We start from the raw sequence: 16,284 nt of genomic DNA on the forward strand, positions 1-16,284 counted from the left end.
GCTGCCGGCCCCGGCCGGGCCGGTGAACCGGCTCAGTGGGTCCGGTCGCCCCGGTGCCGGACGACGGCGAGCGGGCTGTGGCAGTGGTGCAGCACGGCGTGGCTGACCGAGCCGAGCAGCAGCGCACCGAGGCTACCGCGCCCGTGCGCGCCGACCACCGTCAGCTGCGCGCCGACGGACTCCTCGACGAGCACCCGGGACGGGGTGGCGGCGGCGACCAGCTTCGGCCGTACCGTGACCTCCGGGTACCGCTCGGCCCAGCCGGCGATCGCCTCGGCCAGCACCCGCTGCTCGTCGGCGCGCAGCTCCTGCGGGTCGTACGCCAGCGGCACGACGTCGCCGAACGCCTCCCGGTAGGTCACCGGCTGCGGGTACAGCCAGGTGTGCACCACGACCAGCTCGGCGCCGCGCGCCGCGGCCTCGGCGAACGCGAACCCGACCGCCTCGTTCGACAGCGCGGAGCCGTCCACGCCGACCACCACCGGGCCGTCGGCGCGGGCCTCACCCCGGGCCACGAGCACCGGGCAGTCCGCGCGGGCGGAGAGCTGCACCGCGGCGGAGCCGACGAGGAGTTCGGCGAAGCCGCCCAGTCCCCGGTGACCCAGCACGAGCAGCGCGGCGTCGCGGCTCTCCCGCAGCAGCACCGCCACCGGACCGCCGTCGACGACCGCGCCGGTCACCGCCAGCTCCGCGTCGACCTTGCGGGCCTCGTCCACCGCCTCCTCGACCAGCTTCTCGGCCTCCTGGCGCAGCTCGATGTCGGGCAGCACCGGGGCGACCATGCCCAGCGGCGTGCCGACCAGCGGCCACAGGAAGGCGTTCACCACCCGCAGCGGCCGGTGCCGCAGCACCGCCTCGCGTGCGGCCAGCCGTACCGCGTCCAGCGCGGACGGGGAGCCGTCCACGCCCACCACGACGGGGGCACCGGTTCTGTCGGTCATCACGTCCTCCTTCGGTTCCCCTTCAGCCTGCGCCGACGGCCCCCACCTGGGCAGAGTCGATCCGCCCGGCACGTCCGGGACCATCGGCCCCTACCGGTCGGGCCGGCGGCGGGGTGGAATGGGACCAGTGCTCCCCTCCTGTCGACCCTGGAGGCGCGATGACCCCGCTGGAGATGCTCCGCGTCCACCCCTTCCTGGCCGGGCTGCCCGACGAGTGGCTGCCCCGGCTCACCGGTTACGCCCGCCCGGTGGTCTGGCACCCCGGGCACCGGCTGTTCCGCGCCGGCCAGCCGGCCGACCGGTTCTGGCTGGTCCGCGGCGGCCAGGTGGCGCTGGACTTCCCGGTGCCGGGCCGTGGTGACGTGGGCATCGAGACGATCGGGCCGGGCGGCGTGCTCGGCTGGTCCTGGCTGTTCCCGCCGTACCGCTGGCAGTTCGGCGCGGTCGCCACCCAGCGCAGCACCGCCGTCGAACTCGACGCCGACGGGGTACGCCGGCTGATGGAGTCCGACGACACGCTCGGCCGTCAGCTCACCACCCGGTTCATGAGCGTGGTGGTGGACCGCCTCCAGGCGTCCCGGGTCCGGCTGCTCGACCTGTACGGCTACCCGACGGCGGCGGCCAGCTGAACCGGCGCGCCGTCAGGTGACGGTGAGACCGCGGGCGGCGAACTGGCCGCGTACCCGGGTCAGCAGGCCGGCATCCGGCGGCTCGGTGTCCGCCAGCGGGAACGTCAGGCCCAGCTCGGCGTACTTGTGGGCGCCGAGCCGGTGGAACGGCAGCACCTCGACGCGCTGCACCGTCGCCAGCCCGGCGGCCACGTCGGCCACCCGCTCCACCTCGTCGACCGCGTCGGTCAGCCCGGGCACCAGCACGTACCGGATCCAGATGGGCGTACCCCGGTCGGCCAGCCGTTGCGCGAACCGCAGCGTCGGCGCGAGCCGGCCGGTGCCGGTGACCCGGCGGTACGTCTGCGGGTTGCCCGCCTTCACGTCGAGCAGCACCAGGTCGGTGGCGTCCAGCAGCGCGTCGTCGGCGCGGACACCGAGGAAGCCGGACGTGTCGAGCGCGGTGTGCAGGCCGAGGTCGTCGTGGCAGCGGCGTAGCAGTTCCCGGGTGAACGCCGATTGCAGCAGCGGCTCCCCGCCGCTGACCGTGACGCCACCACCCGCCACCTGGATGAAGCGGCGGTACCGGGTGGCGAGCGTGACCATCTCGTCCACCGTGCGGCGGCGACCGCTGCGGCCGTACCAGGTGTCCGGGCTGTGGCAGTAGCGGCAGCGCAGCGGGCAGCCGGCCAGGAAGACCACGAACCGGGTGCCCGGCCCGTCCACCCCGACCGAGGTGTCCCACGAGTGCACCGCGCCGGAGACGGCACCCGGCGCCGCCGGAGTCACCTCCGGCGCCGCCGGAGTCACCTCCGGCGCCGCCGGAGTCACCTCCGGCGGCGCGGGCAGGCGGCCGTTCACAGCGACCCGTGGAAGGTCCGCGACACCACGTCGCGCTGCTGCTCCGGCGTGAGCCGGACGAAGTTCACCGCGTACCCGGACACCCGGACGGTGAGCTGCGGGTACCGCTCCGGGTGCGCCATCGCGTCCAGCAGCGTGGCCCGGTCCAGCACGTTGACGTTGAGGTGGAACCCGCCGGCGTCCGCGTAGCCGTCGAGCACACCGGCCAGGTTCGCGATCCGCTCGTCGCGGGTGTGACCCAGGCCGTCCGGCGTCACGGTGCCGGTGAGCGAGATGCCGTCGCGGGCCGCGTCGTACGGCAGCTTCGCCACCGACAGCGCCGAGGCGACCAGACCGTGCGTGTCCCGCCCGTTCATCGGGTTCGCCCCCGGCGCGAACGGCTCACCGGCGCGCCGGCCGTCCGGCGTGTTGCCGGTGTGCTTGCCGTACACCACGTTCGAGGTGATGGTGAGCACCGACATGGTCAGCTCCGCGTCGCGGTACGTGCGCTGCCGGCGCAGCTTCTCCGCGAACGTCTCGACCAGCCACACCGCGATCTCGTCGGCCCGGTCGTCGTCGTTGCCGTACGTCGGGAACTCGCCCTCGACGGCGAAGTCGACGGCCAGGCCGGTGGCGTCGCGCAGCACCTTCACCCGGCCGTACCGGATGGCCGACAGGCTGTCCACGGCGACCGACAGGCCGGCGATGCCGGTGGCCATGAACCGGCGCACCGGGTGGTCGTGCAGCGCCATCTCCAGCCGCTCGTACGCGTACCTGTCGTGCTGGTGGTGGATCACGTTCAGCGCGTCCACGTACGTCTGCGCCAGCCAGTCCAGTGTCCGGTCGTACGCGGCCAGCACCTCGTCGTAGTCGAGCGTCTCGCCGCCGACCGGCGCGGCCGGCGGGGCCACCTGCGTGCCGGTCAGCTCGTCCCGGCCGCCGTTGATCGCGTACAGCAGCGCCTTCGCCAGGTTCGCCCGGGCGCCGAAGAACTGCATGTCCCGGCCGACCCGCATGGCCGACACGCAGCAGGCGATCGCGGTGTCGTCGTCGTACGCCGGGCGGATCAGCTCGTCGTTCTCGTACTGGATGGCGCTGGTGTCCAGCGACACCTGGGCGCAGAACCGCTTGAAGCCCTCGGGCAGCCGCGGCGACCAGAGCACAGTCAGGTTCGGCTCGGGCGCCGGGCCGAGGTTGTAGAGCGTCTGGAGGTAGCGGAACGCGGTGCGGGTGACCAGCGGCCGGCCGTCCGCGCCCATCCCGCCGAGCGACTCGGTGACCCAGGTCGGGTCGCCGGAGAACAGCTGGTCGTACTCGGGGGTGCGCAGGAAGCGGATGATCCGCAGCTTGATCACGAAGTCGTCGATCAGCTCCTGCGCGCCGCTCTCGTCGAGCCGCCCCTCGGCGATGTCCCGCCGCAGGTACGCGTCGACGAACCCGGCGGTGCGGCCGAGCGACATCGCGGCGCCGTTCTGCTCCTTCGTGGCGGCCAGGTAGGCGAAGTACAGCCACTGGATCGCCTGCGCGCCGGTGGCGGCCGGGCGGGAGATGTCGAAGCCGTACGAGGCGGCCATCTCCTTCAGCTCACCGAGCGCGCGGATCTGCTCGGCCAGTTCCTCCCGGTCGCGGATCACGTCGTCGGTGCTGCGCCGGTCGTCCAGCGCCGCCTTGAGCGCGCGGCGCTCCTCGACCAGCCGGTCCACGCCGTACAGCGCCACCCGGCGGTAGTCGCCGATGATCCGCCCGCGCCCGTACGCGTCGGGCAGCCCGGTGATCACGTGCGAGCGCCGCGCGGCCAGCACGTCCTGCGGGTACGCGTCGAAGACCGCGTCGTTGTGCGTGCGGCGGTACCGGGTGAAGATCTCGTGCACCCGCGGGTCCGGTTCGCGTCCGTACGCCCGCAGCGCCGTCTCCACCATCCGCAGCCCGCCGGCCGGCATGATCGCCCGCCGCAGCGGCGCGTCGGTCTGCAACCCGACGATCAGCTCCCGCTCCCGGTCGATGTAGCCCGGTGCGTGCGAGGTGATGGTCGACGGGGTGGCCGCGTCGACGTCGTACACGCCGCGCCGCCGCTCCTCGCCGAACATCTCCCGCAGCCGGTCCCACACCGCGAGCGTGCGCGGCGTCGGCCCGGTGAGGAACGACGCGTCCCCGGTGTACGGCTCGTGGTTGTGGCGGACGAAGTCGGCCACGTCGACTGTCTCCTGCCACGCTCCGGCGTGGAATCCGCGCCAGGGGGCCAGGGGTTCGGTGGCGGTCATGTCGGTCCCTCTCCGGGCGTCGGCGGTGGCCCGGTCCCCGCCGGGTGCGGGGACCGGGGACGGGGGTCAGGGCTGGAGCACGAGCCGGGCGGCGACCCGGCCGGCGAGGACGTCGTCCACCGCGTCGTTGATGTCGTCCAGCTTGCGGGTCTCGTAGACGACCCGGGTACGGCCGGCGGCGTGCAGCGCGAAGACCTCGGCCAGGTCGGCGCGGGTGCCGACGATCGAGCCGAGCACCGTGATGCCCTTGAGCACCGTCTCGAAGACGGGCAGGGTGATCGCGTTGTCGGCGGGCAGCGACACCAGCACCAGCCGGCCGCCGCGGCGCAGCGAGCGGTGCGCCTGCTCGATCACGCGAGGGCTCGCGGCCAGCACGATCGCCACGTCCACGCCGCCCAGCGCGGTGATCCGCTCGACCGGGTCGGTGGTGGCGGCGTCGACGGTGTGCGCGGCGCCGAGCGAGGTGGCCAGCTCCAGCTTCTCGGCGGTCACGTCCACCGCGATCGTCTCGGCGCCGAAGATCTGGGCGTACTGCTGGGCGAGGTGACCCAGGCCGCCGATGCCGAAGATCGCGACCCGCTCGCCCGGCCGCACCCCGGCGACCTTGACGGCCTTGTACGTGGTGACGCCCGCGCAGGTCAGCGGCGCGGCCTCGAACGGGTCCACGCCGTCGGGCACGCGTACCGCGTACCGGGCGGCGGCGACCGCGTACTCGGCGTGCGCGCCGTCGATGCTGTAGCCGGTGTTGCGCTGCGACTCGCACAGCGTCTCCCAGCCGGTCACGCAGTACGCGCAGGTGCCGCAGGCCCAGCCGAGCCAGGGCAGCGCGACGCGGTCGCCGACGGCGTGCTCGGTGACGCCGGGGCCGACCTGCTCGACCAGGCCGACGCCCTCGTGTCCGGGGACGAACGGCGGGGTGGGCTTCACCGGCCACTCGCCGCGGGCGGCGTGGATGTCGGTGTGGCAGAGTCCGCTGGCTTCGATGCGGACCAGGATCTCGCCCGGGCCGACCTCCGGCACGGGACGCTCGGTGATCTCCATCGGACGGTCGAACGCGGTGACGACACTGGCGCGCATCGGGGGCCTCCCTCTCTCGTTCTCCCCCTCAGCGTCGTCCACCCGGGAGCATCCGGGCAGGGGCGCAGGACCGCGGTGACCCGGGACCAACGGCCCTCCTCGCGGGCGCGCGGGGGAACGGCGGTACGGCCGCCGGTGACGTACCGGCGGCCGTACCCCTGAGGTGGTCAGCGGTCGACGACCAGGCGGCGGGCCCGCAGCAGGCGCGCCCACCAGGGCCTGTGGTCCGGGCGCAGCCGCGGCGCCGGCACGCCGCGCAGGCTGACCCATCCGCCCGGACCCATGGTGACGGTGCCGACCGACGGCGGGCGGCGCCGCGACCACACGGCCACGGCGGCGGTGAGCGCGGCCACCGCGAACGCGCCGGTGGCGGCGGCGACCAACTGGTCGGGTTCGACCACGCGCCGGTAGCGGACCCGGCCGCCGGCCGCGACGAAGACGCCGACCGGGCGGCCGTCACGGTTCACCGGCACCAGCGCGGCGTCCCCGGGCAGCTCCAGCACCGGGCCGACCGGCCCGGCCGGGGCGGGGGCGGGAGTCGCGGCCGGCGGCGGCGTGGGCCGGGGGAGCGGCGTGACAGCCGGTCCGGTCGGGTTGAAGATGGCGGTCATGGTGCTGCCCTCCTAGCGGGAGTCGGACTTCTCGGTGCGGGCCTCGACAGCGGCCCGGCCGGCGGCCAGCCGTGCCACCGGCACCCGGTACGGCGAGCAGGAGACGTAGTCGAGCCCGGCGTCGGCGAAGAACCCGATCGATTCCGGGTCGCCGCCGTGCTCACCGCAGACGCCGACGGTCAGGTCCGGCCGGGCCGCCCGCCCCTCGGCGACGGCGAGGCGGACCAGCCGGCCCACGCCGGTGGCGTCGATGCTCTCGAACGGCGACACCGGGAAGATCCCCCGCTCCAGGTACGTGGAGAAGAACGCGCCCTCCACGTCGTCCCGGGAGAACGCCCAGGTCATCTGCGTCAGGTCGTTGGTGCCGAAGGAGAAGAAGTGCGCCTCGGCGGCGATGTCCCCGGCGGTCAGCGCCGCCCGGGGCGTCTCGATCATGGTGCCGACCGGGATGTCCGGTGCGTCAGGCACCTCGGCCAGCACCCGCCGTGCCTCGTCCGCCACCGCGGCGAGTTCCCGCACGTCACCGACAAGCGGCACCATGATCTCCGGGCGCGGGTCACCGCCGGCCCGGACCCGCTGCGCGGCCGCCTCGGCCAGCGCCCGCACCTGCATCGCGAACAGGCCCGGCACCACCAGCCCGAGCCGTACGCCCCGCAGCCCCAGCATCGGGTTCGTCTCGTGCATGCGCCGCACCGCCGCCAGCAGCACGCCGTCGTGGCCCGGTTCCTCGCCGCGCGCCTGCGCGCCCGCCACCCGGGCGGTCAGCTCGGCGAGCGGAGGCAGGAACTCGTGCAGCGGCGGGTCGAGCAGCCGGACGGTCACCGGCAGCCCGTCCATCGCGGTGAGCAGTCCGAGGAAGTCGGCCCGCTGCAACGGCAGCAGCTCGTCCAGCGCGGCGCCGACCTCGGCCGGGCCGTCGGCCAGGATCAGCCGCTCGACCAGTTCCCGGCGCTCGCCGAGGAACATGTGCTCGGTGCGGCACAGCCCGATCCCGGCGGCGCCCAGCTCGCGGGCCCGGCGGGCGTCGTCCGGGGTGTCCGCGTTGGCGCGGACGCCGAGCGTGCGGACCGCGTCGGCGTGGCCGAGCAGCCGGTGCACGGCGGCGACCAGCGGGTCGGCCTCCGGCCGCAGCTCACCGGTCAGGTACCGGGCCACCGGCGACGGCTGCACCGGCACCTCGCCGAGCCAGATCCGCCCGCTGGTCCCGTCGATCGAGATCAGGTCGCCGGCGCGCACCACCTGCTCGCCCACGGCGAACTCGCCGCGCTCGACGTCGATGCGCAGCGCCTCCGCGCCGCACACGCAGGTCCGGCCCATGCCCCGCGCCACCACCGCGGCGTGCGAGGTCTTCCCGCCGCGCGAGGTGAGCACCCCGGCCGCGGCGATCATGCCGGGCAGGTCGTCCGGGTTGGTCTCCGGCCGGACCAGGATCACCGGTCCGTCGGCCGCCGCCGCGGCGGCCGAGTCGAAGACCACCCGGCCGACCGCGGCGCCGGGCGAGGCGCCGACGCCGACCGCGAGCGGCTCGGGCGCGCCGGCGGCGTCGAAGGCCGGGAACATCAGCTGGGCGAGCTGCGCCCCGCTGACCCGGGTGAGCGCCTCGTCGGCCGTGATCAGGCCCTCCTCGGCCAGTTGCGCGGCGATCACGAACGCCGCCGCCGCGGTGCGCTTGCCGACCCGGGTCTGGAGCATCCACAGCCGGCCGCGCTCGATGGTGAACTCGACGTCGCACAGGTCGCGGTAGTGCCGCTCCAGCGTCGCCATGATCTCCCGCAGCCGGTGGAAACTCGCCGGGTCCAGCCGCTCCAGCTCGGTCAGCGGCACCGTGTTGCGGATGCCCGCCACCACGTCCTCGCCCTGCGCGTCGGTCAGGTAGTCGCCGTACACGCCGGGGGCGCCGGTGGCCGGGTCGCGGGTGAAGGCCACACCGGTGCCCGAGTCCGGGCCGAGGTTGCCGAACACCATCGCCATCACGTTGACGGCGGTGCCCAGGTCGTCCGGGATGCGCTCCTGCCGCCGGTAGATCCGGGCCCGCTCCGAGTGCCAGGACTCGAACACCGCGCGCACGGCCAGGAACAGCTGCTCGTGCGGGGCCTGCGGGAAGTCGTGCCCGACGTGCCGGGTGAAGATCTTCTTGTACGTCTCGACCAGGTCGCGCAACTGGTCGGCGCCCGGTCCGTCCGGCCCGGCGGTGGCCCGCAGCGCGGCCAGCTCGTGCTCGAACTCGTCGGCCGGGATGCCGTGCACGGTCCGGCCGAACATCTGGATCAGCCGCCGGTACGAGTCCCAGGCGAACCGCTCGTCACCGGTGCGGGCGGCCAGCCCGGCCACGGTGGTGTCGTTGAGCCCGATGTCGAGGATCGTCTCCATCATCCCCGGCATCGAGTACCGCCCGCCGGAACGCACCGCCAGCAGCAGCGGGTCACGCGGGTCGCCCAGCCACCGGTCCAGCCGCGCCTCGACCTCCCGCAGATGCGCGTTGATCTCCTCGTACAGGCCGTCCGGCGGCGCACCGGTGGCCAGGTACGCCCGGCACGCGTCGGTGGTGACTGTGAACCCGGGCGGCACCGGCAACCCGAGCCGGGTCATCTCGGCGAGGTTCGCGCCCTTGCCGCCGAGCAGGTCGGCCCGGCTGCGGTCACCCTCGATGAAGTCGTAGACGTACTTCGACATGGTCCGGCCTCCTCGGCTGAGTCGTTCCACCTCCTTGGTAGCCGGGCCGGGCGGCGGCGCGGCAGGGCCGGACGGGACACACACCGGGCCGGAGGTCCCGAGAGTGTCGGGGGGTGCCCGTATCGTTCCGGCCGTGACCAACGAGGTGCTGCTCCGCCCGGTGCGCGACGACGACCTGCCCGCCTTCTTCGCCCACGAGCAGGACCCGCAGGCGAACTGGATGGCCGCGTTCGGCCCGAAGGACCCGTCCGACCGGGCCGCGTTCGACGCGCACTGGGCGCGCATCCGCGCCGACGAGCGGATCGTGAACCGCGCCGTCGTCGTCGGCGGCCGGCTGGTCGGGCGGGTGGCCGCGTTCCCGGTCGGCGAGCAGACCGAGGTCAGCTACTGGATCGACGCGGCGCACTGGGGGCGGGGCCACGCCACCGCCGCGCTGCGCGCGCTGCTGCGCGAGGTGCCGCACCGGCCGCTGCACGCCCGCGCCGCCAAGGACAACGCCGCCTCGCTCGCGGTGCTGCGCAAGTGCGGCTTCGTCGTGATCGGCGAGGACTCCGGGTACGCACCGTCGCGCGGCACCGAGGTCGAGGAGTACGTCCTGGAGCTGCCCGCCGAGGGGTCTGACCAGGCAGACCGCTAGTCTCCCCGAGTGAACTGGCTGGAACTCGTCGGCTGGGCCGGCTCCGCGCTGCTGGTCTGGTCCCTGCTGCAGACCCGGATCCTGCGGCTGCGCGCGCTCAACCTGGTCGGCTGCCTCATCCTGATCGGCTACAACACCGCCGTGCAGGTCTGGCCGATGGTCGGGCTGAACGTGGTGCTCGCCGTGATCAACGTCTGGTACCTGCGCAAGCTGCTGGCCACCCGGCACGACGAGCAGACCTACCAGGTGGTCGAGGTGGGCACCGGCGACGCCTTCCTGGCGCACACGCTGCGGGTGCACGCCGCCGACATCGCCCGGTTCAACCCGGGCTTCCGCTGGGATCCGGCCGCCCCCGACCGCTCGGCGTTCCTCGTGGTACGCGCCGACGAGGTGGTCGGCGTGATGCTCTCGCACGCCGAACCGGGCGGGGTAGCCCAGATCGACCTGGACTACGTGACACCGCCGTTCCGCGACTTCACGCCGGGGGAGTTCGTCTACCGGCGCAGCCGGCTGTTCACCGACCGGGGCTTCCGCCGGGTGGTCAGCCCGCCCGGCATGATCGCCCCCTACTACCACCGGCTCGGGTTCCGCCCCGAGGGCGGCGCGTACGTGCTCGACCTGCCGGCCCCTGCCACGAGCGGGTGAACTCGGCACCCGCCGCCCGACGCTCAGTGATCACACAGGATTCAGGCGCGGGCCCGCGGGGCAACAGAGGGCCACGCCGACCGGATCTACCGGCCGGCGAGTCGGCCATCGGCCGACCCGGATCGGGCCGAGGGAGATAACCGGTCGTGCAGAGCTACTGGAGCCAGCTTGCCCTGGTCGGTGTGCTGGTGATCCTCAACGCGGTGTTCGCCGGCAGCGAGATGGCCCTGGTCTCCCTGCGCGACAGCCAGGTGCAGCGGCTGGAGCGCAGCAGCCGCGGCGGACGGACCCTCGCCCGTCTCGCGAAGGACCCGAACCGGTTCCTGGCCACGATCCAGATCGGCATCACACTCGCCGGCTTCCTGGCCTCCGCCGCCGCCGCGGTGTCGCTGGCCCGGCCGCTCGTCCCGCTGCTGGGCGTCTTCGGCAACGCCGCCGAGACCGTCGCCATCGTCGCGGTCACGCTGGTGCTCACGTTCGTCACGCTCGTCTTCGGTGAGCTGGCCCCGAAGCGGATCGCCATGCAGTCGGCCGAGCGGTGGGCGCTGCTGGTGGCCCGGCCGCTGGACGTGCTGTCCAGCATCACCCGGCCCGCCGTCTGGCTGCTGGGCGCGACCACCGACCTGGTGGTACGCCTGTTCGGCCTGGACCCGAAGGCCGAGCCGGACGAGATCGGCCCGGACGAGCTGCGCGACATCGTGGCCGGCAACCACGGCTTCACCAAGGAACAGCGCACGATCATCGCCGGCGCGGTGGAGATCGCCGACCGGCAGTTGCGGGCGGTGCTCGTACCCCGGTTGCAGGTCTTCACGCTCGACAGCGGCACCACCGCGGAGGCCGCGCGGCTCGTCCTGGCGGCGACCGGCCACTCCCGGGCGCCGGTGGTCCGCCACGGCGGCCTGGACGAGGCGGTGGGCGTGATCCACCTGCGGGACCTGGTCGGCGTCTCCGACGACCGGCCGGTCGACGAGATCGCCCGACCGCCGATGCTGCTGCCCGACTCGCTGCCCGTGGTCGACGCGCTGCGCCAGTTCAAGGCCGAACGCCAGCACATCGCGCTCGTGGTCGACGAGCGCGGCGCGGTCGACGGGATCGTGACGCTGGAGGACATCCTGGAGGAGATCGTCGGCGAGATCTACGACGAGACCGACCGGGACCTGCGCGCCGTGCGCACCGAGGCCGACGGCACGCTGGTGCTGCCCGGCACGTTCCCGGTGCACGACCTGACCGACCTCGGCGTGGAGCTGCCGAACCGGCCCGCCGGCGACTACACCACTGTCGCCGGGCTGGTGCTGATCTGCCTCGGGCACATCCCGACGGTGGCGGGGGAGCAGGTGACCGTGGACGGCTGGGAGCTGTCGGTGGCCGGCGTCGACCAGCGGGCCATCACCGAGGTGCACGTCCGCCGCCGCGGCCGCCACGACGGCTCCCCGGACGGCGACACCACCGACGGCGCCGCCGGCCCGGCCGACGCCCCCGAACTCGACGAGGCACGCCGCTGACCGGCCCCGGCCGGTCCCCCGGCGCCCGGCTCAGCGGTGCCCGGCCGGCGGGCCGAACGGGAAGCCGGGCACCGGCGGAAGCAGCTGCACCGCGTCGGCGGGCAGCTGTCGGGTGCTCCGCCCGACCAACCGGGCGATCACCCGCAGCAGCCACGGCCCGGACGGGTGCAGCTCGGGGCCGATCAGCCGGCTGATCACCCGGGTCCACCAGTGCCCGGCGACGATCACGTCGGTGATCCGCAGCCGGTCCGGCGGCCACCCGCCGCGCACCACCACGTCCACCACCCGGCCCAGCCGCCGCCCGTGCAGGTCGTACGCGGTGCGGCCGAGCAGCTCACCCGCTCGCACGACCGGACCCCGGAATGCGCTCGATCAGGTGCCGGCGCAGCCACGCCTCCACCGGTGACGGCGGCAGGTCCGTCGCCGGGCAGCGCAGCCGCACCGCACTGTCCACCCGGGCGACCTGGGACAGCGGTACGCGCAACGGCGGCACCGGCGGGTCGTCGGTGAACCGGTCCGCCACCGCCACCAGCAGCCGCCCGACCCGCCCGCCGATCCGCTCGCCGAGCGCGCCCTGCCCGGTGAGCAGGCTGTCCACGTACGGGTAGCCCTCGTCGTCGACAGCGAACGCGATGTCGTCGACGCGCCCGACCAGCAACCCGTCCACGTCGACGATCTGCCGGTCGAGCAGCCGCCTGGCGAGCTGAACCCTCATGGCCCCATCCCCGTCATGATCGCCAGTGGGATCGCCGCCACCGAGGCCGCGACGATGAGCAGCAGGAACACCGCGCCGAGCAGGTTCAGCCACCGCCCGTTGACCCGGTCGCCGAGATACCCGCGGTCGTTGGCCACGACCAGGATCGGCAGGTACGTCAGCGGCAGCACCACCGCGCTCAGCACCAGCATGTACTCGGTCAGCCGCACCGGGTCCACAGTCGTCATCAGCATCACCACACCGAGCAGCAGACCGACGAGCAGCACGCTGTGGAACCGGGCCGCCTCCCGGGGGCGGACCCGCTTGCCCCACTGCCACCCGAAGTACTGCGCCGCCGCGTACGCCGCCGACAGCCCGGTCTCCAGCGCCGCGCCGAACGTCACCGCGAAGAACGCCAGCACCGCGGCGGCCAGGCCGGCGCCGCCGAGCGCCGTCGCCACCGGCCGCGCCACTTCGTCGAGCGTGCCCAACGACGCCTCGGACGGGTGGTAGGCCACCGTCGCCACGGCGACCAGCGACAACGCCAGGAACCCGCCCACCGGGAAACCGATCAGCACGTTCGAGCGGGCCCGCGCCAGGTCCGCCGCGCCCCACCGCTCCTCGACGCCGCCGGAGGAGAAGAAGAACACCTCGTACGGGCTCACAGTCGAGGCGAACAACGCCACAGCCACGAACCAGTACAGCGGCCAGCCGTGCCCGGACGCGCTGACCTGCCACACGCCCTGCCCGAGTGCCGGCCAGTCGGTCGGCAGCGCAACCAGCGCGACAGCGAACACCAGCAGGGTCAGCCCGGCCAGGCCGAAGATCCGCTCCATCAGCTCGAACCGCAGCCGCCACAGCACCAGCCAGACGGCCAGCGCCGCGAGCGGCACCCAGAACAGGTGGCTCAGCCGGGTCGCCAGTTGCAGCGCCAGCGCCACCCCGCCCAGCTCCGCAGCGAGCGTGACCACAGTGACCAGCCACGACGCGACCAGGTTGAGCAGCGCCACGCGCGGCCCGAGACGCTCCCGGACCAGGTCGAACACCGCCCGTCCGCTCACCGCCGCGATCCGGCCGGCCATCTCCGCGTACGCGCAGATGCCGACCACCCCGACCAGCAGCACCCAGGTGTGGGCCATGCCGAACAGCGCGCCGGCCTGACTGGCCGCCACCAGGTCACCGATGTCGACGAAGCCGCCGACCGCCGACAGCACGCCGAGCGTGGCGGCGAACAGCTTCCTCACGTCGGATCGGGAGCGGATGTCCTCACCGAGGCGACGATATCGGCGTCAGTGCCCCTTTTCGGGCTGAATCGGCGAGCCCGCGGATGTCAGGCGGCGGTGAGGTTCTGCAGCCGTACCTGACCGCGCGCCACCAGCCGGCTGTCGGCGTCGGTGATCTCCACGAGCCAGAGCTGCTGGCTGCGGCCCCGGTGCACCGGCGTGCCGACAGCCGTCAGCTCGCCGTCCCGCACCGCGCGCAGGAAGTCGGTCTGGTTCGACACCCCGACCACGTTGCCCTTGTCGCCCAGCCAGAGCGCGCCGCCGATGCTCGCCGCCGTCTCCACCACCGAGCAGTAGACGCCGCCGTGCTGGATCCCGTACGGCTGGTGCAGCTCCGGGCGCACCTTCCAGCGGATCACCACCCGGTCCCCGCTGACCTCGTCGAACGTCAGGCCCAGCAGGGCCACGAAGCCACCGGTCATGTTCGGCATGTCCACCGCGGTTCCTCCTCGCGTTCGACGGCGCCGCCAGCCTAGTCGGCCGCACCTCGGCAAACCCGGTACGGGCCGGGCCCGGTGATGGGGGAGAATCGGTGACCGTGACCGACAGCAACCTCCCGCAGGGGCGGGACTCCCTGACCGACGACCTGCTGTGGCGGGGCCTGATCCAGGACTCGACCGGCCTCGACGAACTGCGCGAGCTGCTCGACGGCGGGAGCACCACCTTCTACGTGGGCTTCGACCCCACCGCGCCGAGCCTGCACATCGGCAACCTGATGCAGGTCGTCATGGCCCGCCGGCTCCAGCAGGCCGGGCACCGTCCGCTGCTGCTCGTCGGTGGCGCCACCGGGCAGATCGGCGACCCGAAGGAGAGCGCGGAGCGGACGCTGAACCCGCCCGAGGTGATCGCCGGCTGGGTCGAGCGCATCCGCGAGCAGCTCTCGCCGTTCGTCACGTACTCCGGGGAGAACGCGGCCCAACTGGTCAACAACCTGGACTGGACCGGCGAGATGTCGGTGGTGGAGTTCCTCCGGGACGTCGGCAAGCACTTCCCGGTGAACAAGATGCTCGCCCGCGAGGTGGTCAAGGCGCGGCTGGAGACGGGCATCAGCTACACCGAGTTCAGCTACCAGCTCCTCCAGGCCAACGACTACTTCGAGCTGCACCGCCGGCACGGCTGCCGGCTCCAGTACGGCGGCTCCGACCAGTGGGGCAACATCACCGCCGGGGTGGACTACATCCGGCGGCGCGGCGCCGGGCCGGTGGAGGCGTTCACCACGCCGCTGGTCACCAAGGCCGACGGCACCAAGTTCGGCAAGAGCGAGACCGGCACGATCTGGCTCGACCCGCAGATGACCAGCCCGTACGCGTTCTACCAGTTCTGGGTCAACGCCGACGACCGGGACGTCAGCCGCTACCTGCGGTACTTCAGCTTCCGCTCCCGTGAGGAGCTGGAGGAACTGGAGAAGGCCACAGCGGAACGCCCGCAGGCGCGCCTGGCCCAGCGGGCGCTCGCCGAGGAGCTGACCACGCTCGTGCACGGCGAGCGGGAGATGGCCCAGGCGGTCGCCGCGAGCCAGGCGCTGTTCGGGCGCGGCTCGCTCGACGAGCTGGCCCCGGAGACGCTGCGCGCCGCGCTGACCGAGGCCGGCCTGGTGCACCTCGACGAGCTGCCGGACGTGGCCGGCCTGCTCAAGGAGTCGGGCCTGGTGCCGAGCATGAAGGAGGCACGGCGGGTCATCGCCGAGGGCGGCGCGTACGTCAACAACACGCGTATCTCCGAGGTGGACGCCACCGTGTCGGCGGACGACCTGCTGCACGGCCGCTACCTCGTACTGCGCCGGGGCAAGCGCTCGTTCGCGGGCGTCGAGCTGCGCGGATAGCCGCCTGTCGACTGTGTGACGCGGGACGCGCCCAGCGGATTTGACGATCACTCCGCTGGGCGCGTAACTTTCTCTCTGCCAGCGCGGAACGGACGAAACAGGGCGAAAGACCTGGAAGGCCGGAGCGCAGGACCTGAGAACCGGGTGGTGCCCCGGATTCGCCGGGAGGCGGATTTGGCGAGGCGGAACCGACCGGGTAAGGTTCTCGGCCGGTAGGGAAACGGACGGGCCAGCGGGAAAACCGCGGGCGGGCGGCCGGCCTACCGAATTCCTCGGAACGACCGACGGAAGTCGGTTGAATCGGGGTGCCCGGTAAAAGGTGACGCACGACAAACTGGTTGACACCGGTTTGACACGGCAGAAACCACCGGGTAACGTAGTAAAAGTGCCCGGCGCGAGAGCGGCGGGTGGTTGAACGAAATGCCCCGGCTGGGGGTTCCGCTGGTAGCGGTGCTTCTGGTCGGTGTGTGGTTGTTCTTTGAGAACTCAACAGGGTGCTTGTAAAGCCAGTGCCAATTGTTTTATACCCCGTACTGGTCAGGCCTTTTGGTTTGGCTGGTTGGGATTCCTTTGGCAACACTTTTGTTGCCAGGTTATGCTGTTCGACAAGTTTTTGTTGGAGAGTTTGATCCTGGCTCAGGACGAACGCTGGCGGCGTGCTTAACACATGCAAGTCGAGCGGAAAGGCCC

The 16,284-nt window shown here is 73.2% G+C and carries 15 protein-coding genes and 1 rRNA gene; 6 read left to right on the top strand and 10 right to left on the bottom strand.

All coding sequences use genetic code 11. From position 1 onward, the window contains the following. Positions 1–32 precede the first annotated feature (32 nt). Positions 33–941, bottom strand: a complete 909-nt coding sequence (locus FB455_RS07900; protein WP_013285559.1) for a universal stress protein — start codon at positions 939–941, stop codon at positions 33–35. Between the two features lie 158 nt (positions 942–1,099). Here FB455_RS07900 and FB455_RS07905 point away from each other — a divergent pair, with 158 nt between their 5' ends. Further along, positions 1,100–1,570 carry a cyclic nucleotide-binding domain-containing protein gene (locus FB455_RS07905; RefSeq protein ID WP_013285560.1) on the top strand — a complete coding sequence of 157 codons (471 nt, stop codon included), beginning with the start codon at positions 1,100–1,102 and terminating at the stop codon, positions 1,568–1,570. Between the two features lie 12 nt (positions 1,571–1,582). Here FB455_RS07905 and pflA read toward each other — a convergent pair whose 3' ends face one another. The 5 genes from pflA to ppdK all read right to left on the bottom strand — a co-directional run bounded on the left by pflA (position 1,583) and on the right by ppdK (position 9,011). Continuing rightward, entirely contained in the window at positions 1,583–2,410 is an 828-nt protein-coding gene (pflA, locus tag FB455_RS07910) for a pyruvate formate-lyase-activating protein (RefSeq protein WP_486481511.1), read from the bottom strand. Then, entirely contained in the window at positions 2,407–4,650 is a 2,244-nt protein-coding gene (gene pflB / locus FB455_RS07915; protein WP_123109675.1) for a formate C-acetyltransferase, read from the bottom strand. Before pflB ends, pflA begins: the two co-directional genes overlap by 4 nt. Positions 4,651–4,716: 66 nt before the next feature. Next, positions 4,717–5,727, bottom strand: a complete 1,011-nt coding sequence (gene adhP / locus FB455_RS07920; RefSeq protein WP_071095692.1) for an alcohol dehydrogenase AdhP — start codon at positions 5,725–5,727, stop codon at positions 4,717–4,719. A gap of 167 nt (positions 5,728–5,894) precedes the next feature. Then, a complete protein-coding gene (locus tag FB455_RS07925) occupies positions 5,895–6,338 on the bottom strand; it encodes a hypothetical protein (RefSeq protein ID WP_145752710.1) in 444 nt (147 codons plus the stop codon). Positions 6,339–6,350: 12 nt separating this feature from the next. Then, the gene (ppdK, locus tag FB455_RS07930) at positions 6,351–9,011 is read right to left on the bottom strand and encodes a pyruvate, phosphate dikinase (protein ID WP_145752712.1); all 2,661 of its coding nucleotides are present in this window, start codon (positions 9,009–9,011) and stop codon (positions 6,351–6,353) included. A gap of 133 nt (positions 9,012–9,144) precedes the next feature. On the opposite strand from ppdK, the gene FB455_RS07935 reads away from it, so the two are divergent. The 3 genes from FB455_RS07935 (at position 9,145) to FB455_RS07945 (ending at position 11,795) form a co-directional block, all read left to right on the top strand. Further along, positions 9,145–9,648 carry a GNAT family N-acetyltransferase gene (locus tag FB455_RS07935; RefSeq protein WP_030271092.1) on the top strand — a complete coding sequence of 168 codons (504 nt, stop codon included), beginning with the start codon at positions 9,145–9,147 and terminating at the stop codon, positions 9,646–9,648. 9 nt (positions 9,649–9,657) lie between these two features. Beyond that, on the top strand, positions 9,658–10,293 hold the full coding sequence (locus FB455_RS07940) for a hypothetical protein (protein WP_071095687.1): 636 nt from the start codon (positions 9,658–9,660) through the stop codon (positions 10,291–10,293). 146 nt (positions 10,294–10,439) lie between these two features. Further along, complete coding sequence (locus FB455_RS07945) at positions 10,440–11,795, top strand: hemolysin family protein (protein WP_013285568.1); 1,356 nt, start codon at positions 10,440–10,442, stop codon at positions 11,793–11,795. 30 nt (positions 11,796–11,825) lie between these two features. Here the strand turns inward: FB455_RS07945 and FB455_RS07950 are convergent, their stop codons facing one another. The 4 genes from FB455_RS07950 to FB455_RS07965 all read right to left on the bottom strand — a co-directional run bounded on the left by FB455_RS07950 (position 11,826) and on the right by FB455_RS07965 (position 14,209). Continuing rightward, entirely contained in the window at positions 11,826–12,143 is a 318-nt protein-coding gene (locus FB455_RS07950; RefSeq protein WP_013285569.1) for a hypothetical protein, read from the bottom strand. Continuing rightward, positions 12,130–12,510 carry a hypothetical protein gene (locus FB455_RS07955; RefSeq protein WP_013285570.1) on the bottom strand — a complete coding sequence of 127 codons (381 nt, stop codon included), beginning with the start codon at positions 12,508–12,510 and terminating at the stop codon, positions 12,130–12,132. Before FB455_RS07955 ends, FB455_RS07950 begins: the two co-directional genes overlap by 14 nt. After that, the gene (locus FB455_RS07960; RefSeq protein ID WP_030271094.1) at positions 12,507–13,733 is read right to left on the bottom strand and encodes an NRAMP family divalent metal transporter; all 1,227 of its coding nucleotides are present in this window, start codon (positions 13,731–13,733) and stop codon (positions 12,507–12,509) included. Before FB455_RS07960 ends, FB455_RS07955 begins: the two co-directional genes overlap by 4 nt. An 86-nt stretch (positions 13,734–13,819) precedes the next feature. Next, positions 13,820–14,209 carry a PaaI family thioesterase gene (locus FB455_RS07965; protein ID WP_013285572.1) on the bottom strand — a complete coding sequence of 130 codons (390 nt, stop codon included), beginning with the start codon at positions 14,207–14,209 and terminating at the stop codon, positions 13,820–13,822. 101 nt (positions 14,210–14,310) lie between these two features. Here FB455_RS07965 and tyrS point away from each other — a divergent pair, with 101 nt between their 5' ends. After that, complete coding sequence (gene tyrS / locus FB455_RS07970) at positions 14,311–15,594, top strand: tyrosine--tRNA ligase (protein ID WP_030271096.1); 1,284 nt, start codon at positions 14,311–14,313, stop codon at positions 15,592–15,594. A gap of 613 nt (positions 15,595–16,207) precedes the next feature. Further along, a 16S ribosomal RNA gene (locus tag FB455_RS07975) occupies positions 16,208–16,284 on the top strand; the annotation flags it as partial.

It is taken from the genome of Micromonospora sp. CNZ296, from assembly GCF_007827635.1.